Raw genomic sequence first — 23,134 nt, 5'->3', positions numbered from 1 at the left:
TTGTGAATGTTCAACTTTACTGTGTCATGTTCAGAAACGTTTTGCCTGTTGACCACGCCTAGTTTCCACCTGCTGTCTTTTCAGGCTTTGGCGCTTTGTCTTTGCCACCAGGGTTGTCGTTGCCGTTTCCGTTGCCGCCTTTATCCTTGCCGTTACCGTTTCCGTTACCGTTGTTTCCGGATCCGGTGTCGTCCTGGTCGCCGCCGGGTTCGGAGCCTTCAACTCCGCCGGTTCCGCCATCGTCGCCCGAGGTGTCATCGCCTTCGTCTTCACCCTCGTCTGGCGCTTCTTCCGTGGGTTCGGGCTTTTCTTCCTTGGTAGGTTCGGGCTCGGGTTCCGGTTCGCTAGGTCCGGTGGAGATTTCGAGCGTGACGGTGTCGCCTTCTTCGAACGTGTACCCCTGGTTGCCTTCGCGCACGCTCACCACGCGCCCGGAGCGCTCCGAGGATTCCACATCCACGTGCTTGACCTTCAGCCCCAGGTTCTCGAGGTTACGCTCAGCGGTGGTCGCTGTTTGACCCACGTAGTCGTCGGGGTTGATGGTGACGGTCTTGGTTTCTTCCGTGGGCGTCGCTGTTGCGGTGGCGCCTGGCTGTGGTTCTTCGTCTGTTTTTGCGAACTGCCATACGGCCCACGCGATCGCTGCGATCGCCAGGATCGACAAAATGACGATCGCAATCGCGGCACCTTTGGACTTCCTTGGGGGTTCTTCCTTGCCCGAGGTCGTTTCCTCAGGGTCTTCCACCACCGGGTTGACTGCGGTCTGGGGGAGGACCTGGTTGGCTTGCGTAGGTGTGGGTTGGTTGAAAACCCGTGTGACCGCTTCCGAGGCGCTTTCGGGACGCGGGTTCATCTGCGGAACCGCGGCCTCGGCGGCAGCGACGTCACCGGCGATGAGCGCGCGAGCCGCAGCTGCGAGAGCCTTACCGCTTTCTGGGCGTCCTTCTGGTTTCTTCGACAGAGTCGCGTCGACGAGGCGGCGCACCGGTTCGGACACCGACTGCGGAAGCGGTGGGTGTTTGCGGTTGACCTGCGCGATCGCGATTTCGACTTGAGATTCGCCGGTGAATGGGCGCACTCCAGCTAGGGCTTCGTACAAGATGACGCCCAGCGAGTACAGGTCGGACTGCGGGCGCGACCCCTTACCGGTGGCCTGTTCTGGCGCAAGGTATTGTGCGGTACCCATGACCTGGCCGGTCTTGGTCAGCGGAGCTTGGTCAGCCACACGCGCGATCCCAAAGTCGGTGATCTTGACTTTGAAATCAGGCGTGATGAGCAGGTTGCCCGGCTTAATGTCGCGGTGAACAACCCCGGCATTGTGCGCAGCGTCCAGTGCTTCGGCAGCCTGCGCCACGATTTCAAGCGCGTCGCCTTCGGGCAGGCCACCGTTACGTTCCAGGATCGTGGAGAGTGCTTCACCGGGCACGTACTCCATGACCAGGTACGGTGCGCCCTCTTCTTCGCCGTAGTCGTACACAGCGGCGATTCCGGGGTGGGAAACCGAGCCCATGGAGCGTGCTTCGGACTTAAAACGTGCCAGGAAGCCCGGTTCTGACCGGTACTCTTCCTTCATGATCTTGGCGGCGACTTCACGGTCGAGCACGGTGTCTGCACCACGCCAGACTTCACCCATTCCACCGACGGCGATCCGCCCGGTGAGCTCGTACCTGTTACCCAGTCGAGTTCCCTTTTGAGGCCTCATTCGTTCACCACCGCTTCCATGACTTTCTTCGCAATTGGTCCCGCTACTCGACCGCCAGACGCCTGGTTACCCGCGTTTCCACCGGATTCTACGACAACCGCGACAGCCACTTGCGGGTCATCTGCTGGAGCAAAGCCGGTAAACCACGCGTGTGGTGCTGCTCCTTGTGCGTGCTGGGCTGTTCCGGTTTTTCCTGCCACCTTCACGCCCGAAATCGACGCAGCCGTTCCGGTTCCCTTCTCCACGACGTCGACCATCATGTCGGAGAGCTGACGTGCCGTGTCCTTAGAGATCGGGCGCGAGTATTCGCGAGGCTTGGGCTTATCAATGGTTTCGAGCGTGCGCGCATTGCGAACCTCGGAGATCAGGTTGGGGCGCATTTCTGTGCCACCGTTGGCGATCGCCGCGGTCACCATGCACACCTGTAGAGGAGTGGTCTTCACTTCGAACTGTCCAATTGCTGACTGTGCGAGTTCTGGTTCGTTCGGCGACTCGGGGAAGGTCGATGCGCTGACTTTGAGCGGCATGGTGAAGTTGTCGCCAAATCCGAACTTTTCGGCTTGTTTGTTCATCGCGTCGGCACCCAGATCCATACCCAGTTTGGCGATGGGGGTGTTACACGACTTCATGATCGAGTGTTTAAGCGTGGCCTTCTTCCCGTCGGCACACGTAGAACCACCGGCGTTCTTAATGGTGTGGCTGGTCTGAGGCAGTTTCAGCGCGTTGGGCGCGTCGATCTCAGTGTCTTCCGTGTAATCGCCCGACTCGAGTGCCGCCGCCGCTGTCACCAGCTTGAACACACTTCCCGGCGGGTACAAGTTACCGCCGATCGCACGGTTGTACAGCGGTTTGTCGGGGTCTTTCAACGCCGACTTGTACGCCGCCTCGGCGTCCTTCCGGTCATGCGTTGCCATGTCGTTGGGGTCGAACCCAGGGGTGGAAACCATAGCCAGCACTTCGCCGGTCTTGGGGTTCATGGCCACGGCCGCGCCCTTCTGGCCTTCCAGTGCCTGGTACGCAACGCGCTGGGCCTTGGGGTTGAGGGTCAGCTCAACCGCGGCTCCCGTGGGTTCCTGCCCGGTGAGCCAGCCGGAGATGCGGTCGTAGAAAAGTTTGTCGTCGGTCCCAGCCAGGAGGCTGCCTTCCGTGCGTTCAAGTCCGGTAGCGCCCGAGGTGATTGAAAAGAAACCTGTCACGGGACTGTACATCTTGGCGGGAAGCTGTTTGGAGCCGTAAGTCCGCTGGAACTTGAACTGGTCGTCGACCGGGTTGGACAGAGCCACGGGTTCGCCGTCGACCAGGATTGGACCGCGGTTGCGTGACAGTTCCTCGATCACCGTGCGGTTATTCAGCGAGTTTTCATTCAGGGACTCTGCTGCGAAGTACTGGACGTAGCTGGTGGAACCAAACAGGAAGGCGAACATGACAAAGCCCACGACAGCGACGTGCTTGAGTGGCTTATTCATTCGACCTCCTCTGGTTCAAAACGGTGGTGGGTGCTTCCGACCCAGCTTGGTCAGTCTGGACAGTCGGGGCGTCCTCGTCAGCGGAAGCGGAACGTGCGCTGGAAGAGGGGGCGACCTCGGCGTTGGAACCCGACTCATTCTCAGGCTCACTCACGCGCGCGACCCGCAACACGCCCGTAGCGAGTTCTTCAGCGGGGCGACGGGCGTTGTCCGAGGCGCGCAGGAACAGGCCAATGATGATCCAGTTGGCGACCAGGGACGAACCACCGGCGGCCAGGAATGGCGTGGTCAGACCAGTCAGCGGGATCAGGCGAGTCACGCCACCCACCACGATGAACGTTTGCAGAGCCACAGTGAACGACAGGCCCGCAAGAAGCAGGGTGCCGAATCCGTCGCGCAGTTCGGACGCGGTTTTGAACCCGCGCTGGAAGAGGATCACGTACAGGATCAGGATTACGAAGAGCCCGATCAGGCCCAGTTCTTCGCCAAGGGAGGCGTAGATGAAGTCGGATTCGGCGTAGGGCACCACGTTGGGGCGTCCTTCGCCCAGGCCAGTGCCCACCAGGCCACCTTTAGCCATGCCGAACAAGCCCTGGACCAGCTGGTAGGAGCCACCGGGGGACTTGTTGTATTCCTCGGGGCTCAAGGCGTTGAGCCAACCGCTCAGACGCTGGTTGACGTGCGAAAAGATCTGCGAAGCCACGACCGCACCGACCACGAACAGCGACAGACCAATGATGATCCACGACTTCTTGTTCGTAGCGATGTAGAGCATGGCGACAAACAGTCCAAAGAACAACAGGGAAGTTCCCAGGTCACGTTGGAACACCAAAATTCCGACTGACGCGACCCACGCGATTGCGATAGGGCCGGTGTCGCGCAAACGGGGGAAGCTCAGCCCCAGGAATTTCTTGCCGGCCGCGGTGAGCTGGTCGCGGAATGTCACAAGGTACCCGGCGAAGAAAATGGCCAGGAAAATTTTGGCGAGCTCGCCAGGCTGGAAGCTGAACGGTCCCAGGTGGATCCAAATGCGGGCACCGTTAATGGTCTTCCCAAGACCTGGAACCAGGGGTAGCACTAGGAGAAACAACGCTGCCAGGCCAAACGTGTAGGTCCAGCGACGCAAAATGCGGTGGTCGCGCACGAAGATCACTGTGGCAGTGGCCAGGAGTACACCCAGTGTCATCCAGATGAGCTGGTTGACGGCCACGTGTGTGCCTTTTGCCTGGTCAAGCCGGAAGATCATGGCCAAGCCCAAGCCGTTGAGCAACACGGCGATGGGGACGATCACGGGGTCGGCGTACTTGGCGCGCCACCACGTCACCACGTGAAGAATGATGCTTAGTGCGGCCAACCACACTGAGTATTCGATGACGTTGGCTGGAATCTGCTTGTCGGTTCCCAAGCCCACCAGTGCGTACGCACCTGCGGACACAGCGATAGCGAGCAGAATCAGAAAAAGTTCCGCTATTCGGTACGTGCGAGGGCCCTTGGTTTTAGGTGACGGGGCGTGCTCGTTGTGATGCGTACCCTGGTTTTCACCGGCGTCGACATTCCACGTGGCAACACTCATGGGTTTTCACCCTGTTCTTGTTGCTGCGCAGGCTGTTGTTGCTGCTGCGGTTGGTTCTGCTGACCCGGTGCCGACGGTGCAGGGTCACTGCTGTTGCCGTCGGTGGCGCCGCCGCTCACGCTTTGCTGGCGCGCTTTTTCGGCAGAGGAGCGCAGATTTTCAACGATCTTCTTTGCTTCGTCCTCACTGGACGCAGGGATCGTCTCTTTTAGCCTGCTTTGTGAGTACGCGGGAAGGTACTGGACTTCGATGTCAGTGGTTTCGCGCAGATTGGACAGCTCAAAAGGGCCGAGGTTCTGCGAAATGCCCTGATAGACTGCAACCTTGCCGTCTTCTTCGGTGACGTAGTACTGCGACTGTATAAATGCTTTTCCAGCGAATCCGGCTGCTATGAGCACAACAATGACGGCTGCAGCGATCGCCCACGGAATCCAGTGTCGGCGAGGTTCCTCGTCAGAGAAATCGTCAAAATCGTCGGTGTCAGCGCCAAGTTCCTTACGCTTGCGACCCGAGGTCGCTCGCGCTTTTCCCCGACCGCCCCGCTTACTGGCATCAGCAACCGACGCGGCCGAACTTGCGGCCGCACCAACAGCGGTAGCCGAAGCCGCCTCGGCCGGGTTTGTGTCAGCGCCTTCCTTGGTTTCTTCGGGCGCACTCGCCGAGTCGGATGACACCTCGGCGGTCTTCTCATCAACCTGAGGCAACGCCTCAGTTTCTAAGTCCTCAACAGCCTTGGGCTCGTTGACGGGCTGGGTGTCATTGTCAGTCGAGCCCAGCTGCGCATACTGCGGGTTGATCTCAACCGAACCGCCGAACGCGCCGGGCGCAGCCAGGTCTTCAGCGGTGAGGTCGGTCGCGTCGATGACATCGCCGATCACCACCGTAATGTTGTCAGCGCCCCCGCCCTCAAGCGCCATGTTGACCAGCTTCTCAGCGCAGTCACCCGGGTCGTCGATCGAACGCAGGGCCTCTTCGATGACGTCCAGGTCGGCGAAGCCGGTGAGGCCGTCAGAACACAGCATCCAACGGTCGCCAATTCGCGCCTCGCGCACGGACATATCAAGTTCAGGTGGGGCACCAACGTCACCCAAAACGCGCATCACAACGGAGCGCTGCGGGTGGTATTCAGCCTCTTCAGGGGTGATGCGACCCTCGTCGACCAGCATCTGCACGAATGTGTGGTCGGTGGTCATTTGCGTGAACGAGTCGTCGCGCAACAGGTACGCCCGCGAGTCACCGATGTGAGCCAGGGCCAGGCGGTCGTTGCAACGCAAAAGCGCGGTGACAGTCGTTCCCATGCCACCCAGCTGCGGTTCGTCGTCAACCGCGCGAGCGATCCGGTCGTTTGCGTCCAGGATGGTGGAGCGCAACGAGTCCAGGCTTTCGCCGTTGTGGTCCGGGTGGTCCAGCGACGCTAGGCGCGCAACAGTAATTGCAGACGCGACATCACCGCCGGCATGGCCGCCCATGCCGTCGGCAATGAGAAGAAAGTTACGGCCCGCATATCCGGAGTCCTGGTTGTTCTTCCTAACCAGACCCACGTTGGACCGTACAGCGCTGTTGAATACAAAATCGGTCACGAACGTAACTCCACAGTGGTGTTACCGATTGTCACCGGCATATGTACTCCCAGCGAGGTGGGCGCCTCAAGTTGATGTTGCCCCATGTACGTGCCGTTCGTTGACCCCAGGTCCTCCACATACCAACCGCCTCGGCCGTCCGGGGCGATCTTGGCATGAAAACCACTTGCGAAGTCATCATCGAGGACCAGAGTGTTCTCGCGGCTACGTCCAAGCGTAATGGGCGCATCGCCTAATGCAATAACCGTCCCAGAAAGAGGGCCCGAGGTGACCACCAGTTCGCTGACGAAATCGGAGGCTTGGTGAGCGTAGGAGTCCGAGGCGTCGCCGTGGGTGGCACCTGCGCCTACAGGCTGCTTGGTTGCCTGGGCGGATTGTTGTGCTTTGGCTCGCTTGCGACGCTTGCCGGCCTTGACTTTACGCGGGCCGAACAAGTCACGACTGAGCACGCCTGCCACCATGAACACGAACACCCACATGGCGATAAACAGGCCGAACCGTAGCGCGACAACGGTAAATTCGGTCATCGACGTCCTATCTCCATGGAACAGAAGGTTACCGAAGTATCACCCGCGGTGAGAGTCACGCCGTCAGTGAGTGTGATGGAGGTGATGCGGTGGCCGTTGTGAAGTGTGCCGTTGGTGGATCCGAGGTCGGTGGCAGTTGCGTGCGTTCCGTCGATGGTGATTTCGAAGTGGCGGCGCGAAATTCCCGGGTCGTCCAATACGAAGTCAGCGGACTGCGAACTGCGTCCGAACACAGTGGTGCCTTGCTTAAGCGGGGTGAACTGTCCGTTGACCTTCACTCCGAAACGTGGTGCGGTGCGTCCGCGGGCGGGGTTGGCGCCACCTCGGCCGGTCATTCCCGAGGTGGAAGCGGCTGGCGCTGTCGCAGCGGAGCTGGCCACCACCGGGTTGGCGCCCGTGCGGTGCGCGTTCTGGGCGCTTTCGTACACCTCGGGCACGATGGGGTTGGAGCGGCTGGGTGGGTCGTAGCCACCTCGGCCGGAAGGTTGCGCTGCCAACGTGCCGTCTGGGCGGCGTGTTGAGGCGCGCACGCGGTAGATGCCGGTGTCCAGGTCTTCTGCTGGCTCGAGTGTGACGGTCACGGGGCCAACGAAGCTGTAGCCCTGTTCAATGGCGTGTTCGCCAACGACTTGGCGCAGGTCGGCGGTGAGTTCGTCGCTTAAGGAGTCGAGGCGTTCGAAGTCACTGGCGGCCAGTTCGATCACGTAGTTGTTCGAGGTGAGCGTGCGTCCGCGGGACACCACAGCGGCGTGTGTGTCTGCTTCCTTCTTGAGTGCGCCGGCGAGTTCAACGGGTTCAACCTGGGAGCGGAAGGCTTTTGCGAAGGTTTGGTTGACGACGCGTTCGATACCTTTTTCGAATCGGTCTAGTACGCCCACGTTCGCTTCCCCCTGTTCGCTGTCAGGCTGTGTGCCGTTAGCTGTTTCTGCCACACGTAGTAACTCGGTAGTAACTGCACTGCTGGGCGAATAGTATAACCGCGTCACGATTGTGATGTGACGTGCGGATGGTTTCGCTCATCAGCCTGTGCCTGTGCTTTCAGTTGTGTATAGCTGTGTGTAGCTGTGTGTGCGAATGCTCCCGCATGGCCGCATGGCGCTATCACCAGTGCTTCAAATGTTTATGGTAGCCAATTAGTTGGATAAAGCACTGGATTTTGTTGTTTGTAGCCTGTACGTGTACAGTTATCACTTGTCGCTCGCGCGAGTGGCGGAATTGGTAGACGCGCTGGCTTCAGGTGCCAGTGATCGCAAGATCGTGGGGGTTCAAGTCCCCCCTCGCGCACAAAATTTTTTCGGGGTCTCACCTGTTGGTGAGGCCCCGAAATTTTTGTGTTTACGTGCGAAATCGCGTTGCCCGGGGTCGGGGAGTCGCCTGTGCGGGAGTCGCCGGGATGCGTCATTTGGCTACAGTCGAGTTCGATGCTGGGGCTCGAGTGTAGCCAAAAGAGCCTAAAACTGTGGTGTGGGTCACTATTTAGGGGTGTTTTGGGGTTGTTTGGCTACAGTCCACAAATTGGAGTGTATCCAAATGCGTTCTAGGGGCCGAGGTGGGGGAGGCCCCGCGTGTTAATGCGGTTATCGCGGGTTACTCACCGCACGTGAGTTGTTTTTCGTGTGATGTGTTGGGTAACTGGCTGTTTTTGGGCCGAAAACGTGAACAAAACGAACAAAAAGGGTGTGTAGTCAACACACTGGATCTGGACTTGCCCCTGAAAGTTGGACTGGTTTTATTTTAGGCGGTTAGGGCTTGAAGGGTTTGGTTTCGGTATTGCATGGGTGTTTGGCCTTTGAGTCTTTCTTGTAGTCGTTGGTTGTTGTACCAGTTGATGTACTCATCGATTGCGTTGGTGAACTCTTTGATGTTGTTGAAGGTTTCGCCGTGGTACATCTCTGTTTTCAGGTGGCTAAAGAAGTTCTCTATTACGGCGTTGTCGTAGCAGTTGCCCTTGCGAGACATCGATACTTTGCCCTCGTGTTTTTCGACCAAGGTGCGCCAGGCTATGTGCTGGAACTGGAATCCTTGATCGGTATGTATGATCCATCCAGGTTCCGGGGCCTGGGCCGTGATCGATTCTTTCAGCGATGACACGGCAAATGTTGTCGCTGCTGAGGTTGACACGGTGTGGGAGATGATTGTGCGGTCGAACAGGTCCATGACCGGGCACAAGTACACTTTGCGGCCGGTAATGTTGAACTCGGTGATATCACTGACCCAGGCGGTATTGGGTTTATCCCGGGTGAAGTTGCGATCAAGGATGTTTGGGGCGATACGGCTGACCGTGCCCGCGTAGGAGACATACGATCGACGGCGCCTGATCTTGGCTTTCAGCCCCATCTGGTCCATGAGTTTGTATACCAGCTTGTGATTGACTACCCAGCCTTTGTTGCGCAGGTCGCGCCACACGCGGCGGTACCCGTAACGGTGCTTGTTGGACTCGAAGCTGTGCCGAATCGCGGTCTTAAGGACTGCGTGTTTATCAGGGCTCGTGAGACGTTTCTGGTGGTAGAAAAATGTCGATCTGGCCATACCGGCAACAGACAAAAGGTCGCTTAAACGGTGGTCAGACTTAAGGGCGACGATCGCCTGGACCTTTAGGCGTGTCCCTGATCCCTTAAGTCCCGCAATTTTTTTAGATACGCATTCTCCGCCCGCAACAGTTCGTTTTCACGCCGTAGCGCGTCTTCTTCAGTAAGCACCTTCGGCTTGCCTGACTTTCTTGGTCGGCCTTTGGGCCTAGGTTTTAACGCTTCATCGCCGCCCTTACGCCACTTCACTGCCCAATCTTTAACCTGCTGATCAGACCACAAACCAAACTCACGAGCGATATCCAGCTGGGCCTCTCCAGCGAGATAACGCTCAACGACTGCTTTTTTAACCTCGAAGGAGTATTCCTGCTTTCTACGTTTCCTCACAAGACATAGCCTGCCACGCAACTTAAACCGTTGGTACAAGTTCTTAGCAGGACCATGACGAACCCCGACACGATTAGCCGCAGCACCGTAGCTAAAACCCTGCTCAAACAAGGCCACCAACTCTTCCCGCTGACTCGCAGTCAACGTACTATCTGCACGCATAGAAATACTCCTCACTAGTAAACAACTGATCCTCGTCAGTCCAACTAATGGGGAGCAGTCCAGAAATGCTGTGTTGACTAACTACCAATTTAGTTCGTTTTGTTCACGTTTTCGGCCCAAAATCTGTTCATTACCCACCACAGCTCGGGGAAAACCAGTTCGATGTGTTGGGTAGTTGAGTGGAGGCGAACCCCGCACAACTAACACCCCACCGCCATGCGATTTAACTCTGGCACGGCATCTCTCATATACGTTTGAGCCATGGCGTTGAAAACACTGGACGAATTCCTCGACACGATTCCTCAAGACGACAAGCGCGACCGCATGGTCGAAGTCCTCGACTGGGTCGCGTCCACCTACCCAGAACTTGAGCTGCGCATCGCCTGGAGCCAGCCCATGTTCACCCACCACGGGACGTTCATCATCGGATTTTCAGCCGCGTCGAAGCACATGGCAATGTCTCCTGAACGCTTCACCATGATCCACTTTGAAGAGCTGCTAAAAAGCCGGGGCACTGATCACGGCAAAATGTTGACCCGGCACCCGTGGACGCAACCGTTCGACTACGAACTGGCCACCGCGTTCATCGACTACCAGCTTGAGGCCAAGAAAGACGTCACCAGTTTCTGGATGCCTAACGACGCGTGAGAAGCGGGCTGAACCCGTTTACCCACCACAACTCGAATCGATTCGTTGAGTAAACACCACTTTTGTTCGTTTTGTTCACGTTTTTGGGTGAAAATCGGCTAGTTACCCACCACAACTTGGGGCAATCCAGTCAGCTGTGTTGGGTAGTTGAGTAATTGGGTAACTCAACCGAAAGCCCCCCGGCGTAAGATCAAAGCATGATCCCTCATGCCATGCTGAACTCTGCATATCCCCCATCTGAAGACTCCTACTTCCCCCAAACCATCGAGCAAGACATCGCGCTCATGCTGTGCCATGGCGACCCTTACGACGAGGTGCACGCCTACTACACGCAAGACCCTGAGGATGACCCGTGGCAGGACCGGGAATCGGACATCGACCCCAAACCGGAATCTCTCGAAAAGCTCATCCGTATGGTCAGCGAGGAGTACAAACGGGCCGTCCCGCATGCCTCGGAGGACGCCACAAAAATCGCGGGCCTTGAGGACGCGTTCAAACAACGCAACCTCGCCTGGTCCTTTGACGAAGGCTGGGACAAAGGTGAAGCCGCAGATGAGGGCGTAGAAAAAGCCCGCGAAATCAACGCCGACGGCTACGCCTACTGCACCCTGCAAGACATTGACCGGCTCATTCACACCGGCACACTCTACGTAGGCTTTTCCGCCGTCAGCGGGCAGGAAGAAGAAACCCGCACCATCGGCCACCGAGTGTGCGAAGTGCTTAAAGAACAAGGCCTTCACCCCGTGTGGGACGGCAATACGGGAGCGCGCATCGAATGTTCGGGCCTGCGCTTTGAGCTCGCGCTCGCTGACGACTTCCCGTCTCAGTGACCCGGTAGGGCCACCGGACCGCTAAGCGTGCCTCCCACCGCCGAGGTGGGTGTCACCTCGGGGACGGAACCGAAGCGTCCCCTGGGAACAGGCGCGGGCCAAGCGCACGCATCACGTACACCAGGCCAACCAAAACGGGAATTTCAACCAATGGTCCGATGGTTCCAGCAAGGGCTTGCGGTGACGTGGCACCAAACGTGCCGATCGTCACCGCGATTGCAAGCTCAAAGTTGTTACCCGCGGCAGTAAACGCCGTCGACGCGCTCTGCGCGTAGTTCATCCCTGCTGCACGAGACGCAATCAGTGCTACAGCAAACATGCCCACGAAATACACCAACAACGGCACAGCAACACGCGCCACGCTCAACGGATTGTTCAGAACCTGTGTTCCTTGAAGACAGAACAACACAACGATCGTGTAGAGAAGTCCCACCATGGCCAACGGTGAAACACGTGGAATGAAGTGGTTTTCAAACCACTGTCTTCCCTTCAGCCGCTCACCCAATACTCGCGAAAGGACTCCCAAAGCCAACGGGATTCCAAGGAAGATCAAAACACTTCTCACGATTGCCCAAAACGAGAAGTCGACACTGGCCGTGTCCAAACCAAGCCAGCCCGGAAGGATCTGCAGGTAAAACCAGCCCAAAACCGAAAACATGAGTAGCTGAAACACTGAATTTATGGCTACCAACACGGCGGTTGCTTCACGGTCTGCACAGGACAGATCACTCCACACAAGCACCATGGCGATGCATCGCGCTAGACCAACGATAATGAGACCAGTTCGTAGTTCCGGCTCATCAGGCAGAAACACCCACGCAAGAACAAACATGAGTAACGGCCCCGCCGCCCAATTGAGAAGCAGAGAAAGAACCATCAATCTGCGATCGCGCGCGATTTCCCGCGCTTTGTCGAAGCGCACCTTTGCAAGTGGCGGGTACATCATGACGAGCAGGCCAAGTGCAATCGGAAGCGAAATATCGCTGATCTTGAAACGGTTAAGAAAATCTGAACTCTGAGGGACCCACACGCTTAGAGCGACACCCACCCCCATTGCACACAGGATAAAAACTGGAAGCAGGCGGTCTAGTGTGGAAAGTTTTGGAGTTTCAGATGCAGACGGTGTAGACGGCGTAGACACAGGATTCATATTGAAGCAGAAGTGTAGTTTAGCGGCGCGGTGTAAGTTGAGCGATCAAGGTATCGACTCGCTTACCGATTTCATCTCGAATGAGCATCATACGTTCTTCGCCCTCTATTCCTCGTAGAGAAGGTTCGGCGATGTCCCACGTTTCGACCGATCCACGCATACCTTCAACCTGATCGACCTTGGCACTTCCACCGACGATGACAACACGATCCACCGACCGAAGAAGATCAGGGTCAATAGGTTTGGGGTACTCACCGTCGAACGACGCCCCTACCGCTTCAACACTCTTACGCGATTCCTCATTCAAGGAATCCCCCGGTTGGGTTCCGCCTGAAAACACATCGATCGCGTGCGCCGCTTTTTTGCGTGTCAACGCTGCAGCCATCTGGCTCTTGCCACCGTTCTTGACGCACACAAAAAGAACGCTTGGTTTCTTCATGGATTTCCTCACATGGCGAATGGGTCGACTCTAAAACACCTAGTGTCATTGTAATGACCGGGCACTCGACACACTGTCGAACCGATCACCTCACGTAACCAACTGTTCAACTGAGGTTGAACATCACACCACCTACCTGGGCGCGGAATCGATTAGCGTCGAGACGTCAAAACTCAGGCACCCATCCCCCATCACCGACGATTTGGACACTCATGTCGCACACACAAACCCGCTCACTGCTCGCAGTGTTAGCCCTGGTGGTCGCTTCAGTAGCACTTCCTGTGCTACCAGCTCTGGCGGCTAACAAAATCTACATTTCAGAAATCGCATACGCCGACAACACCGGCGACTTCATCGAAATCGCAGCCCCTGCAGGCACCAAGCTGGACGGCTGGAAGGTCGGCTCTGTCACCCGAGGTGGTACCGTCCAAGACGCCACCAACGTTCGCACGCTCGCCAACACCATCGTGGGCGAGTCCGGGGCTGTCACCGTAGACATCCCCATCACCAACACCGTCAAAAGCGGGGCGCAAACCGACGGAGCTTATGGCGCCTCGGCATTCTTGATCAGCCCTGACAGCAAGATCGTGTCCTTTGACACGATCGGTGGCAACGCGGGTAAGCCCGGCGTAGAAGCCGGGTCCAGCGCCCACACGCCCGAGGTGTTGGCCGGCAACCGCGCCACCTCCACCGGCGCGACCGCCGGCAAGGGGAAGTCCATCGCGCTGATCAACGGGAAATGGGTCGAAGGTAACCCCACCCCAGGCACGCTACCTGAAGGGGCAGGCAACCCGAACCCATCGGAGCCCACACCAGAGCCCACACCTGAACCAACAGACGAGCCGACAACTAAGCCGACCGACGAACCTACGAAAGAACCATCCCCGAAACCAACAAACGAGCCCACTGCTGAACCAACTCCAAAACCGACCCCAGACCCCAGCGAACCAGGTGACGTGACACCGATCCGCGACATTCAGGGCACCAGCGACAAGAGCCCCATGGTGGGCAAGTCCGTGACCACCCGCGGAATCGTCACCGCCACCTACCCCACCGGTGGGCTCAACGGGTACTACATCCAAACCCCGGGGACAGGAGGGGCTGAGCACGACCTCGGCGGGCCATCTGACGGGCTTTTCGTCTACTCCTCAGACACCGTCAAGGACGTCAAGCGTGGCGACTTTGTGCAGGTCAACGGGCAAGTGAGCGAGTTCTACGGGCTCACCCAGATCTCCGTGAAGGCTGGTGGCATGAAGCAGCTGAAGGAAGCGGCACCGGAAGTCAAACCGTTCGAAGGCGAAATCCCAACCGGTGACGAGAACCGCGAATCGCTCGAAGGCATGCTGGTACAGCCCACCGGCGACATCACGGTGACGGACAACTACTCGACGAATAAGTTCGGCGAAGTTGCGCTCGTCAACGGCAAGAAAGCGCTCTACCAGCCCACGGACAAGTTCCGTCCGGGCTCAAAGGAAGCCACCGACCTCGCTAAACGCAACAGCGAGCGCAGCTACCTGCTGGACGACGGATCCACCCTGAACTTCCTCACCAAGGGCCAGGGCACCCCGGTTTCCTACCTGGACAACGAACGGCCGGTGAGGGTCGGCGCTGAGGTGACGTTCACCTCGGCGGCAGTGTTCAGCTACGGCCACGAAGCCTGGCGCTTGCAGCCTGTGGGGGCACTCACGGACGCCGAGGCGGGGGTCGACGAACCTGCTAAGTTCGGCAACAGTCGCCACGGGTCCCCCGAACTGCAAGGCGGGAAGCTCGCGAGCTTCAACGTGCTCAACTTCTTCCCCACCACCGGTGACCAGCTCAACGGCTGCTCCTACTACAAGGACCGCGAAGGCAACCCCGTCACGGTCAACGGAGGCTGTGACGCGCGCGGTGCGGCGAACCTCGAGTCGCTGAGCCGCCAGCAGATCAAGATCCTCAACGCGATCAACCAGATGGACGTTGCGGTGCTGTCGCTGGAGGAGTTGGAGAACTCGGAGAAGTTCGGCAAGAACCGCGACTTCGCGATCACCTACCTGGTGCGTCAGCTGAACAAGCAGGCTGGGTACGGCAAGTGGGCGGCTGTGACGTCGCCTAAGTCGGTGCCAGCTACAGGTGACGACGTGATCCGCACCGGCTTCATCTACCAGCCGGCGCTGGCGGACACTGAGGGCGCCTCGGAGATCCTGGATGACCCGGCGTTCTCGAACGCGCGCGCACCGCTGGCGCAGGAGTTCGTGCTGAAGAAGGACGGGAAGGCAACGGGGGAATCGTTCGTGGCGGTCGTGAACCACTTCAAGTCGAAGGGTTCAGGTAAAGGACCGGGCAACGAGGACTCTGGTGACGGTCAGGGCAACTCCAACGCTGACCGTGTGAAGCAGGCTAAGGCCCTGGTCACGTTCGCTGACGCGATGAAGAAGAAGGCACAGACTAACAACGTGTTCCTGTTGGGTGACTTCAACTCCTACACGCAGGAAGACCCCATGCAGGAGTTCTACAAGGCCGGCTACGTTGACGCAGGCGAAAAGTTTGAAGCTGAGCCGACTTACGTGTTCGGCGGTCAGCTGGGCAGCTTGGACCACGTGCTGGCAAACGAAGCCGCTGCCAAGGGGTTGAAGGGGGCGTACACCTGGACCATCAACTCGCGCGAGTCCGTGGCTCTGGAGTACTCCCGCTACAACTACAACGTGACCAACTTCTACGACCCATCACCGTTTAGGTCATCCGACCACGACCCAACGATCGTGGACTTCGACTTGAAGTAGAGGGATACGGGGGCGGGTTGGTTGGCTGCCACGCAGGCAGCTGGCCCGACCCTACTCTGACAGAAGTCGACTGACTACCTGCGACGACCTCGGGCATTATCCGCCCGAGGTCGTCGCAGTTTCCGCGGAGTGTTTCGGTGAAGCCGTTGCTACGAAATGTGTTCGTTGAGCCACTCGGCGAGCACGTTGGCGTGGTTGTGAGTGCGGTCTTTGGCTGCATACACAAGCACCACTGGGGTGTCGCTGGTGCGCACTGTATCGATGAGAATGGATAGTTGGCCGAGGTCGTCGTCGGGTATATCTATGTTTCGTGGGCCCGCGTTAGTGTTCGCGCTGGTGTTCGGTTGGTGAGGGCCCTGAGTTTCGTTGAGTTCGGCCAGCTGTTGACCGAGTTCATGGCAGTACCTCTGACTGAACTCTTCGAACTTATCTGGGTCGTGCCCAAACCATTTACGTAGCTCAGGTGACGGCGCTACCTTGGGAAGGTGCGCGAGGAGATTCACTGAGTCCTTTTTCACCCCGCGTGGCCACAAACGGTCTACCAGGATTTCGGTGCCCCGGTAATCCACCTCACCGGATCGCAGGTCATGGATCTTGGCTGTTTCAACCCGTTTCATGACTTCAGTCTAGGCGCGTGGCATTACACAGCAGATCAAACACCCGCCGAGCCGTAAACGGCGCCAACGTCATTCCCAAGGTGCCGTGACCGGTAAGGACAGCGACACCTCGGCCGATTTCTTTAAAGATTGGCAACCCGTCCGCGGTCATGGGACGGCTACCGATCCGCGCAACCGCAGCCTCCCGGTCCAGCTCACCCACCGCCGGGACAACGCGGGTGGCCGCACGTACCAGAGCGTCAATCTCGGCAGGCGTTGGTGCCGTACGCGGCTTACCGCCAAACCGCATTCCACCAGATAAACGCACACACGTGGCCGCTGGGTTGATTACCACGTGGTCCTCAATACTCATGAGCGCCCGCGAGGCCACCGGCCCGTCAGTGGGAATCTCCACACTCCAGCCCACGCCGGGTTCCACCGCTACGCGACCGCCAAAAAGGCGGGCAACCTCGTCGCTTTGCGCACCGGCAGCAATGACGACGTGGCGGGCGCGGTGGTGCTCGCCGAGGTCGGTCTCCACGCACGCCACTCTCCCATCTGAAGCTGCACGCCCCGAGGTGACAGTCGCTGTGTGGAAGCGGGCGCCTCGGGATTGGGCGGCGTTGCGCACGGTTGCGGTGACGTGGCCGGGGTGGAAGGAAACGTCGTCGGGGTAGAACACTCCTCCGGCGATGTCACTGGCGAGCGCGGGTTCGCAGGCGCGGGTTTCAGCGGCGTCGAGGAACTGGCTACGAACCCCGGCGGGGGCCACGGTGGCGGCTTCGCGGGCTTGAGCGCGCAGGGCTTTCGGCGAGGTGGCCACGTAGAGCCAGCCGGTTCGGCGCAGGTGCAGGTCGGTCGATTCGCGTTGCTCGAGTTCGGCGTAGAGGTCCACGCTGGTGCGTGCCATGTTGTAGATGGTGCGGATGTGGCGTTTGGCGTGTCCGGGGCGTGAGGCCCACGCGAGCTTCGACAACCAACCCAGCGTGCTCAGTGGCATCGGGGTGGCGAGCTCGATGCCTCCCCCACCTGCAAGAACGGCCCTGGCTCCGGTGACAAGAGCACGCGGATTGGACATAGGTTGGGCGTAACTGAGCGCCATGATGCCGGCGTTCGCGTACGAGGCGACCGGCTCTGGCTGGGGGTCAAAAACGTCCACTTCCCACCCGGCGAGCGCGCACTCATACGCCAGATAACTGCCGACGATTCCGCCACCAACGATGATGATCGACTGTTGGTTGGGCGTGGGGCGCGGGTTGGGCAGGTTAGGCGTAGTGCGCGAGCTCATTTCTTACCAAACAGTCTGCCAAAGAAGGACTGTTTCTGGGGCTTTTCCCCGCCGCCGAGGTCGCCCTCGCTTTGCGGGTCCGCAAACGGCTCTGCGTTGGGGTCCGGCTCAGTTTTCTGGTACGTGAAGTACTGCCCTTCAACGGCAAACACGTCTTCGCCTGAGCCCACTGCACCCGCGGCGCGCGGAAGTTCTTGGATAAGCAGGTCGCCATCCACCTCGGCCGGTTCTTCCCCACCTTCCTCACGGAACACGAACGCAGACTCATCAACGACCGGAGTGCCTTCGTTGAGCTCCTCATCACCGGCAAGCAGGTGTCTGACGAGTGTGCCATCGACGAACACCCGGTAATCCACGAAGCTCATGGAGGACACGGTGCTCGCGACGTGCCAGGTGCCAGGCAGGGTGATCGAGTCGGTTTCGAAGTGGGGCGCGATCAGCATTTCCGGGTCCCACAGGATGGTCCAGTCGCTGGGGCGTGCCACCGCAAAGAACTGGTTCGCCGGGTCATGGAATGCAGTCCACAGATCGCCTTTGTCCTGTGTGGGGGTCAGTCCCCAGGCCTCGAGCTGCTCAGCCGTTACGGGTTCTGTTGTGAGGATCAGTGATGTTGTCAGTCCCATACGAAAAGCGTAGCTAAATGTGGTCCATGAGGGAATGGTTTGTCTAGTTGCCACTGGCCTGTGGAAAACCCGGTGTTGCCGTTTTTGGGCCGGTAAAGTTATGCGCATTGAAGAGGCACGCACACTACACAGAGTCATGAAGGGAGGTGCAAACGATGAGCGTTCGAGTTGAAGTTCAGCCCAGGCTTTTGAAGTGGGCAGTCGAACGAGCGGGATGGGACCGCGAAACTACAATCAGTCGCGCACCAAACTTTAGCGACTGGGTCGCTGGAGTGAAAAAACCCACACTAAAACAACTCGAAAAGTTCGCTCGCGATACTCATGCTCCCATAGGACTCATGTTCTTACCGGAACCGCCGGAAGAAACCGTCCCCATTCCCGACATGCGAACGTTTGGCAATAAGCAAGTACCACGGCCCTCGGTGGATCTGCTCGACACGATTTATTCGTGTCAGGATCGACAGGACTGGTACCGCACATACGCGCAGACGAACGATGTAGAACCGCCAAGCCTCATCCCACACGTGACTACTGCAACACCAGCTACAGTTGTGGCACGTCACATGAGGGAGAAGCTAGGTCTGCCGAGCCTAGATCACAACAGTGCCCTAAGTCGGCAGCAGACGATTCGCCAACTAATTGACCGTATTGAAAGCCTTGGGGTCTTAGTCATGATCAACGGCGTTGTTGGTACGAACACCCACCGTAAACTCAACCCGCAAGAGTTTCGAGGTTTTGCACTTGCAGACCCCTTAGTACCGTTGATCTTCGTCAACGGTGCTGACACAAAAGCGGCACAGATTTTTACCCTGATTCACGAGTTCGCACACATCATTCTGGGCTCCAGCGCCTTGTCTGACGCTTCCACGCACCTGGAAAACGGCATGCGTGAAGAAGAGTGGTGCAATCAGGTTGCCGCCGAAGTTCTAGTACCGCTCGATGCTCTAGAACATGACTTTTCCGGCGAAGAATCTGTTGAGGAGCTCGAACGTTTGTCCAACACGTTCCAGGTCAGTACCTTGGTTATTCTCAAGCGGCTTTTCGACGCCCACTTGATTACGTGGGAAGAGTACCGCGCACGCTATGTAACCGAACAAAAGAGAATCGGTGAGATTTTAGCCTCCCGAAAACCTTCAAAACCTGGGGGTAATTTCTACAACACTCAGCTCACTCGGCTTAGTCGCACGTTTGCCAGCGCCGTTATTGCAAGTGCTATGGAAGGGTCCACGGCATATCGTCAGGCGTATCAATTACTAGGCACAAAGAAACGCTCGACGTTTGACACCATGGCAAGCGAACTGGGGATTGCCTAATGTACTTGCTCGACTCCAATGTTTTCATCGAGGCCAAGAACCGATACTACGCAGCTGATATCGCTCCTGGTTTTTGGACGTGGCTTGAGCTGGTTCATCAGCAATCTATTGCCTGCAGTATCGAGGCGGTGCGTAGTGAACTTCTCGTAGGCGATGACGAGCTCGCCGAATGGGCAGACACCCATGCCTCATTCTTCAGGCAGATCGACCAACAAACCACACAACATTTTGCCCATCTTTCAACCTGGGCACATTCGCAGAATTTCAAGCCTTCGGCAGTCACGGAGTTCACTAGCAATCATGCCGATTACCTACTAATTGCGTATGCCATGGCACACGGACACACAATTGTCACCATGGAAAAACCGCAACCAAAGGCACGTAGACGAATCCTCATACCCGACGTGTGTAAGGCAATGAAAGTAAACACTGTCGATACGTTTGGGATGCTCAGAAAGACTGGCGCGCGACTAATTCTGCAGCCTTAGTAAGCTGCGAGCGAGTTCCTGCGCTGTAGCCACCACCAAACGCATGAGCACACTCACCGCCAAGCATGTCCCATCACCGCACCTGGTAGCCCCCACACTAGCGATTCATTACCCTGTATCGCGTGACGCACACGAACCAGGGCCACGGCACCCACTCCGCCACGCACCTCACCCACGTGCGCTCACCCGTCCCGGTGATCCTGCTGACCGGCTACCTGGGTGCCGGCAAAACCAGCGTGCTGAACAACCTGCTCCGTCACCCCAGCGCGCGAGTGGGAGTGATTGTCAACGACTTTGGTGAACTCAACATCGACGCCGGACTGATCAGCAATCAGGTCAACGAACCAGTCGCCATTTCTGGCGGCTGCATCTGTTGCCTCACCGATGCCGGTGGCCTCGAGGACGCCCTCGCCGCCATGGCCGCACCCAAACATCAACTCGACGCGATCGTGGTTGAAGCCAGCGGTTTCGCCGAACCACTCACCTTAGCCCGCCTGGTCTCCCGCTGGGGCCGAGGTCGTTTCCGCTTAGGCGGCGTCATCGACGTGATCGACGCGTCCGAACACTTTTCCACCGTCGATCACGGCGGCATCCCACCTCTTCGCTATGCAGTGGCCACCCTGCTGCTCGTCAACAAACTCGACCTGATTCCACCCGGTCAGCGCGACGCACACATGAGCAAGATCCGCGACCGTGTGCACAGTCGCAACCCTCGCGCACACGTCGTGGGCACCGTCCTGGGCAGGATCGACCCGCACCTCCTCTTTGACGGCTCATCCGGACCCAACACCAAAGCCGCTACCACCTCGGCCGGGGAAACCAACCCCACCAACCCCCAGTGGCAACAAACCGAACTTCCCCTCCACGACCTCTTCATGGCCTCCTACCGCGAGCGCGACGAAGCGCGCCTTGCCGCAATCGACGCACCCGCTCACGACCACACGCACGCCCACTCCGTCACCGTGGAGGTGCCTGGGGCGGTCAACGCCGAGGTGATTCTCGACTTCCTTGAGAATCTTCCGCCGGGTGCGTATCGGGCGAAGGGGTTTGTCACCGTGCCCACCGGCCGGGGCACGCAAGCGTTCGTGGTGCAGGCGGTGGGGCCCAACGTTTTTGCTTCTCGCGCAAAAGACACTGTGGCCGGGAGCGCGCTGGTGGTGATCGGCGCTGACCTGGATGAACACACCGCCGAGGTGGCAACCCGGACCGCTCTAACGGAACTTCCCGCTCACGGCCCCGCCTCCCCTGGGCTGGAGCGTTTGCGTACCCTGGTGCGACTCCACAGTTAGCGTGTCAGGTTCGGTACAGGCCACCTGTTCTTGAACGCATCGCAGCGTTCCTGCTCGCCGTCTTAGCCACGGTGTTCCGGCAGGTGCCTTATGTGATTGCGGAGCGCGTCGGCAGCGAATCGTGCAGCAGCCTCGCTACCGAAAGTCAGATGAAAATCGGGATTCGATTCGTACTGGTCCGCGACTCCGAGAACCATCGCGGTGGACTTCTCTTTGTCGCCGGAATGTGTTGGCGTTCCAGGGATTTGAGCGAACCAGTTCATGTGCGCGGACGCCTGTTCTTGGGCGGCTGTGGAATCGGGCTCGTGGCCAGCTTCCTGGAGTTCGCGCCAGCGCGCCAGGAGTGCCTCCGTGTCAGCCTTCCATGTCTGTTGTTCGCGAACGGACTTACCATGCCACCACTGATTTGATGCTTCGAACGCGTCGCGTCCCCAACGTTCAACAACCTCGGCTTCGTAGTCATCGTTGAAGCCCTGGAGCATCACGTCCATCTGAGGCGCGCGACCTTCTCGGCGCATCTTCAACGTGTGCTGAACTGCGGTAATGCGACGCTCAAGTGTCTGCCTGTCCGCTTCTAGTCGCCGAAGGTGGGCCTGAAGCGCTTCTATCTCAGCGTTGGGGGTATCCTGCGCGTCGAGTACCGTGGCAATCTCGGTAAGAGCCATCCCTGTGTCTCGAAGGAGAAGGATGTGCTGTAGGCGTGCGACCGACTCGCGTCCGTAGTAGCGATAGCCGTTGGACCCGACACGGTCGGGCTGAAGCAGCCCGATGCGATGGTAGTAGCGCAATGCGCGACCGCTTATCCCTGCTCGTTCGGCGAGTTCCTTAACGGTCCACTCCATCACGTACTCCTCATCACGTCTTAGTCGTCAGCCGCGCCCGGACGGTGCAAGACCAAGGCGAGGCAGAGCCTGCAACAGGATTTCCGCCGCGGGGGTACGTACGTTTTGCGCCGCGGTCGTGCCTTCGGCTTCGACGTACGCGGCAACCAGCCTCGCTCCGGCAGCATACCCAGCGCCGGTGGGCAGGCCCACCGGCGAACCACCGAAACGTTGGGCTGTGGCATCGCCGAGAACCCACGCCGCGAAGTCCTGCATCCCGGTGATATCAAGCCCGGTCGCGACCTTCGCAAGAACCTGGTCATCAGAGCGGGTCGCATCCGCCACGAAGTGAGTGTATCCAGTGTCGCCGTAGAGTTCTGCGGCGAATGTGTCTGCGAGGCCCTCGGAGATGATGTGCTCCCCAACCGTCACTGTGTTGGGGTTCCATACGATACCGCCGGGCGAATAGCGGACATTGTGATGGAGCTCATGGACGGCGATGGCTTCGAGCCGGTCGAGGACGCGCTGGGTGGGCCACACCGTGATTGCTATGTAGCCACTGATTCCGCCGAACCCCGACAAGCCCTGAACCTCATTGAGAAAATGGTCGTTGGTTGGATCGCCGAGCAGGAGCAACACCTTGAGATCCGGCACGATCACGCTCGGATCGGCGTCCTGCAAAGCGGCGACTCCCGCCTCAAGCGCCCCAGCGACTCGCTTCCACGCATCAGCCTCCACCAGTACCTTCAAACCCTCGTGTAGCTGGTCCGTAGTGTTCTCCCAGTCGAAACCGAGGTTTTGACGGTGGACGGACGCCATATCTAGCCCGTCAGGAATGAAGTGGTACATGCCGGCCATGGGCGCCCACATCTCTCTCACTAGATCCGCCCGCAGATCGGGGGCTACATCCAAAATCTGCGCCATCGCAGAGGCGCTGTCAATCAATGAAATGGTCATAACGCTTG

19 protein-coding genes, 1 tRNA gene and 1 pseudogene are annotated in these 23,134 nt (G+C 58.6%); 7 read left to right on the top strand and 14 right to left on the bottom strand.

Annotation, left to right across the window (positions count from 1 at the left end; translation table 11 throughout):
- Window positions 1-58: 58 nt before the first annotated feature.
- The 6 genes from JOE56_RS06015 to JOE56_RS11595 are packed head-to-tail and all read right to left on the bottom strand — an operon-like array spanning window position 59 to window position 7,780.
- A complete protein-coding gene (locus JOE56_RS06015) occupies window positions 59-1,702 on the bottom strand; it encodes a protein kinase domain-containing protein (protein ID WP_204515266.1) in 1,644 nt (547 codons plus the stop codon).
- A complete protein-coding gene (locus JOE56_RS06010; RefSeq protein ID WP_204515265.1) occupies window positions 1,699-3,168 on the bottom strand; it encodes a peptidoglycan D,D-transpeptidase FtsI family protein in 1,470 nt (489 codons plus the stop codon). The genes JOE56_RS06015 and JOE56_RS06010 overlap by 4 nt, the downstream gene beginning before the upstream one ends.
- Entirely contained in the window at window positions 3,161-4,741 is a 1,581-nt protein-coding gene (locus JOE56_RS06005) for an FtsW/RodA/SpoVE family cell cycle protein (protein WP_204515264.1), read from the bottom strand. The genes JOE56_RS06010 and JOE56_RS06005 overlap by 8 nt, the downstream gene beginning before the upstream one ends.
- Window positions 4,738-6,321, bottom strand: coding sequence for a BofC C-terminal domain-containing protein (locus JOE56_RS06000; protein ID WP_204515263.1), 1,584 nt, complete (start codon window positions 6,319-6,321; stop codon window positions 4,738-4,740). Before JOE56_RS06000 ends, JOE56_RS06005 begins: the two co-directional genes overlap by 4 nt.
- Entirely contained in the window at window positions 6,318-6,848 is a 531-nt protein-coding gene (locus JOE56_RS05995) for an FHA domain-containing protein FhaB/FipA (RefSeq protein ID WP_204515262.1), read from the bottom strand. The genes JOE56_RS06000 and JOE56_RS05995 overlap by 4 nt, the downstream gene beginning before the upstream one ends.
- Window positions 6,845-7,780, bottom strand: coding sequence for an FhaA domain-containing protein (locus JOE56_RS11595; RefSeq protein WP_204515261.1), 936 nt, complete (start codon window positions 7,778-7,780; stop codon window positions 6,845-6,847). The genes JOE56_RS05995 and JOE56_RS11595 overlap by 4 nt, the downstream gene beginning before the upstream one ends.
- A 268-nt stretch (window positions 7,781-8,048) precedes the next feature.
- Between JOE56_RS11595 and JOE56_RS05985 the strand changes: the two genes are divergently transcribed.
- Window positions 8,049-8,132: transfer RNA gene (locus JOE56_RS05985), tRNA-Leu, on the top strand.
- 450 nt (window positions 8,133-8,582) lie between these two features.
- Here JOE56_RS05985 and JOE56_RS05980 read toward each other — a convergent pair.
- Window positions 8,583-9,819 (bottom strand): annotated as a pseudogene (locus tag JOE56_RS05980) (IS3 family transposase).
- A 367-nt stretch (window positions 9,820-10,186) separates the two neighbouring features.
- Here JOE56_RS05980 and JOE56_RS05970 point away from each other — a divergent pair.
- Window positions 10,187-10,573, top strand: coding sequence for an iron chaperone (locus tag JOE56_RS05970; RefSeq protein ID WP_204515259.1), 387 nt, complete (start codon window positions 10,187-10,189; stop codon window positions 10,571-10,573).
- Between the two features lie 197 nt (window positions 10,574-10,770).
- On the top strand, window positions 10,771-11,403 hold the full coding sequence (locus JOE56_RS05965; protein WP_204515258.1) for a DUF6891 domain-containing protein: 633 nt from the start codon (window positions 10,771-10,773) through the stop codon (window positions 11,401-11,403).
- A 52-nt stretch (window positions 11,404-11,455) separates the two neighbouring features.
- On the opposite strand, the gene arsB is transcribed toward JOE56_RS05965, so the two are convergent.
- Together arsB and JOE56_RS05955 are read right to left on the bottom strand one after the other, a co-directional pair.
- Window positions 11,456-12,457 (bottom strand): ACR3 family arsenite efflux transporter, encoded by a 1,002-nt coding sequence (arsB, locus tag JOE56_RS05960; protein ID WP_239530381.1) that lies wholly within the window; start codon window positions 12,455-12,457, stop codon window positions 11,456-11,458.
- Between the two features lie 115 nt (window positions 12,458-12,572).
- Window positions 12,573-12,992: an arsenate-mycothiol transferase ArsC gene (locus tag JOE56_RS05955; protein WP_204515256.1), complete on the bottom strand. Its 420-nt coding sequence runs from the start codon at window positions 12,990-12,992 to the stop codon at window positions 12,573-12,575.
- A gap of 212 nt (window positions 12,993-13,204) precedes the next feature.
- Here JOE56_RS05955 and JOE56_RS05950 point away from each other — a divergent pair, with 212 nt between their 5' ends.
- Complete coding sequence (locus JOE56_RS05950; RefSeq protein WP_204515255.1) at window positions 13,205-15,751, top strand: ExeM/NucH family extracellular endonuclease; 2,547 nt, start codon at window positions 13,205-13,207, stop codon at window positions 15,749-15,751.
- A 149-nt stretch (window positions 15,752-15,900) separates the two neighbouring features.
- On the opposite strand, the gene JOE56_RS05945 is transcribed toward JOE56_RS05950, so the two are convergent.
- From JOE56_RS05945 to JOE56_RS05935, 3 genes are read right to left on the bottom strand one after another with little or no spacing between them, the layout of a single operon-like run.
- Entirely contained in the window at window positions 15,901-16,368 is a 468-nt protein-coding gene (locus JOE56_RS05945) for a DUF488 domain-containing protein (protein ID WP_204515254.1), read from the bottom strand.
- Between the two features lie 4 nt (window positions 16,369-16,372).
- Window positions 16,373-17,635 carry an NAD(P)/FAD-dependent oxidoreductase gene (locus JOE56_RS05940; RefSeq protein ID WP_204515253.1) on the bottom strand — a complete coding sequence of 421 codons (1,263 nt, stop codon included), beginning with the start codon at window positions 17,633-17,635 and terminating at the stop codon, window positions 16,373-16,375.
- Entirely contained in the window at window positions 17,632-18,258 is a 627-nt protein-coding gene (locus JOE56_RS05935) for a hypothetical protein (protein WP_204515252.1), read from the bottom strand. Before JOE56_RS05935 ends, JOE56_RS05940 begins: the two co-directional genes overlap by 4 nt.
- A gap of 524 nt (window positions 18,259-18,782) precedes the next feature.
- Here JOE56_RS05935 and JOE56_RS11245 point away from each other — a divergent pair.
- The 3 genes from JOE56_RS11245 (at window position 18,783) to JOE56_RS05920 (ending at window position 21,348) form a co-directional block, all read left to right on the top strand.
- On the top strand, window positions 18,783-19,571 hold the full coding sequence (locus JOE56_RS11245) for an ImmA/IrrE family metallo-endopeptidase (RefSeq protein WP_338028630.1): 789 nt from the start codon (window positions 18,783-18,785) through the stop codon (window positions 19,569-19,571).
- Window positions 19,571-20,059, top strand: coding sequence for a DUF4411 family protein (locus JOE56_RS05925; RefSeq protein ID WP_204515250.1), 489 nt, complete (start codon window positions 19,571-19,573; stop codon window positions 20,057-20,059). The genes JOE56_RS11245 and JOE56_RS05925 overlap by 1 nt, the downstream gene beginning before the upstream one ends.
- A 122-nt stretch (window positions 20,060-20,181) precedes the next feature.
- Window positions 20,182-21,348 carry a GTP-binding protein gene (locus tag JOE56_RS05920; protein ID WP_204515249.1) on the top strand — a complete coding sequence of 389 codons (1,167 nt, stop codon included), beginning with the start codon at window positions 20,182-20,184 and terminating at the stop codon, window positions 21,346-21,348.
- Between the two features lie 62 nt (window positions 21,349-21,410).
- Here the strand turns inward: JOE56_RS05920 and JOE56_RS05915 are convergent, their stop codons facing one another.
- Both JOE56_RS05915 and JOE56_RS05910 read right to left on the bottom strand, forming a co-directional pair.
- A complete protein-coding gene (locus JOE56_RS05915) occupies window positions 21,411-22,190 on the bottom strand; it encodes a MerR family transcriptional regulator (protein ID WP_204515248.1) in 780 nt (259 codons plus the stop codon).
- Between the two features lie 27 nt (window positions 22,191-22,217).
- Window positions 22,218-23,126: a DUF2268 domain-containing putative Zn-dependent protease gene (locus JOE56_RS05910; protein WP_204515247.1), complete on the bottom strand. Its 909-nt coding sequence runs from the start codon at window positions 23,124-23,126 to the stop codon at window positions 22,218-22,220.
- Window positions 23,127-23,134 lie beyond the last annotated feature (8 nt).

This window comes from Brevibacterium paucivorans, from assembly GCF_016907735.1.
Taxonomy (GTDB): domain Bacteria; phylum Actinomycetota; class Actinomycetes; order Actinomycetales; family Brevibacteriaceae; genus Brevibacterium; species Brevibacterium paucivorans.
The sequence above is the reverse complement of the archived record's forward strand: the minus strand, read 5'-3'. Positions and strand labels throughout refer to the sequence as shown.

Excerpts from the sequence above, each read along its gene's own strand:
- JOE56_RS05910 (WP_204515247.1), bottom strand. The coding sequence starts at position 23,126 with ATGACCATTTCATTGATTGACAGCGCCTCTGCGATGGCGCAGATTTTG.
- JOE56_RS05945 (WP_204515254.1), bottom strand. The coding sequence starts at position 16,368 with ATGAAACGGGTTGAAACAGCCAAGATCCATGACCTGCGATCCGGTGAG.
- JOE56_RS05935 (WP_204515252.1), bottom strand. The coding sequence starts at position 18,258 with ATGGGACTGACAACATCACTGATCCTCACAACAGAACCCGTAACGGCT.
- JOE56_RS06010 (WP_204515265.1), bottom strand. The coding sequence starts at position 3,168 with ATGAATAAGCCACTCAAGCACGTCGCTGTCGTGGGCTTTGTCATGTTC.
- JOE56_RS05955 (WP_204515256.1), bottom strand. The coding sequence starts at position 12,992 with ATGAAGAAACCAAGCGTTCTTTTTGTGTGCGTCAAGAACGGTGGCAAG.
- JOE56_RS05925 (WP_204515250.1), top strand. The coding sequence starts at position 19,571 with ATGTACTTGCTCGACTCCAATGTTTTCATCGAGGCCAAGAACCGATAC.
- JOE56_RS05950 (WP_204515255.1), top strand. The coding sequence starts at position 13,205 with ATGTCGCACACACAAACCCGCTCACTGCTCGCAGTGTTAGCCCTGGTG.
- JOE56_RS05915 (WP_204515248.1), bottom strand. The coding sequence starts at position 22,190 with ATGGAGTGGACCGTTAAGGAACTCGCCGAACGAGCAGGGATAAGCGGT.
- JOE56_RS05970 (WP_204515259.1), top strand. The coding sequence starts at position 10,187 with ATGGCGTTGAAAACACTGGACGAATTCCTCGACACGATTCCTCAAGAC.
- JOE56_RS06015 (WP_204515266.1), bottom strand. The coding sequence starts at position 1,702 with ATGAGGCCTCAAAAGGGAACTCGACTGGGTAACAGGTACGAGCTCACC.
- JOE56_RS05995 (WP_204515262.1), bottom strand. The coding sequence starts at position 6,848 with ATGACCGAATTTACCGTTGTCGCGCTACGGTTCGGCCTGTTTATCGCC.
- arsB (WP_239530381.1), bottom strand. The coding sequence starts at position 12,457 with ATGGGGGTGGGTGTCGCTCTAAGCGTGTGGGTCCCTCAGAGTTCAGAT.
- JOE56_RS05940 (WP_204515253.1), bottom strand. The coding sequence starts at position 17,635 with ATGAGCTCGCGCACTACGCCTAACCTGCCCAACCCGCGCCCCACGCCC.
- JOE56_RS05965 (WP_204515258.1), top strand. The coding sequence starts at position 10,771 with ATGATCCCTCATGCCATGCTGAACTCTGCATATCCCCCATCTGAAGAC.
- JOE56_RS06005 (WP_204515264.1), bottom strand. The coding sequence starts at position 4,741 with ATGAGTGTTGCCACGTGGAATGTCGACGCCGGTGAAAACCAGGGTACG.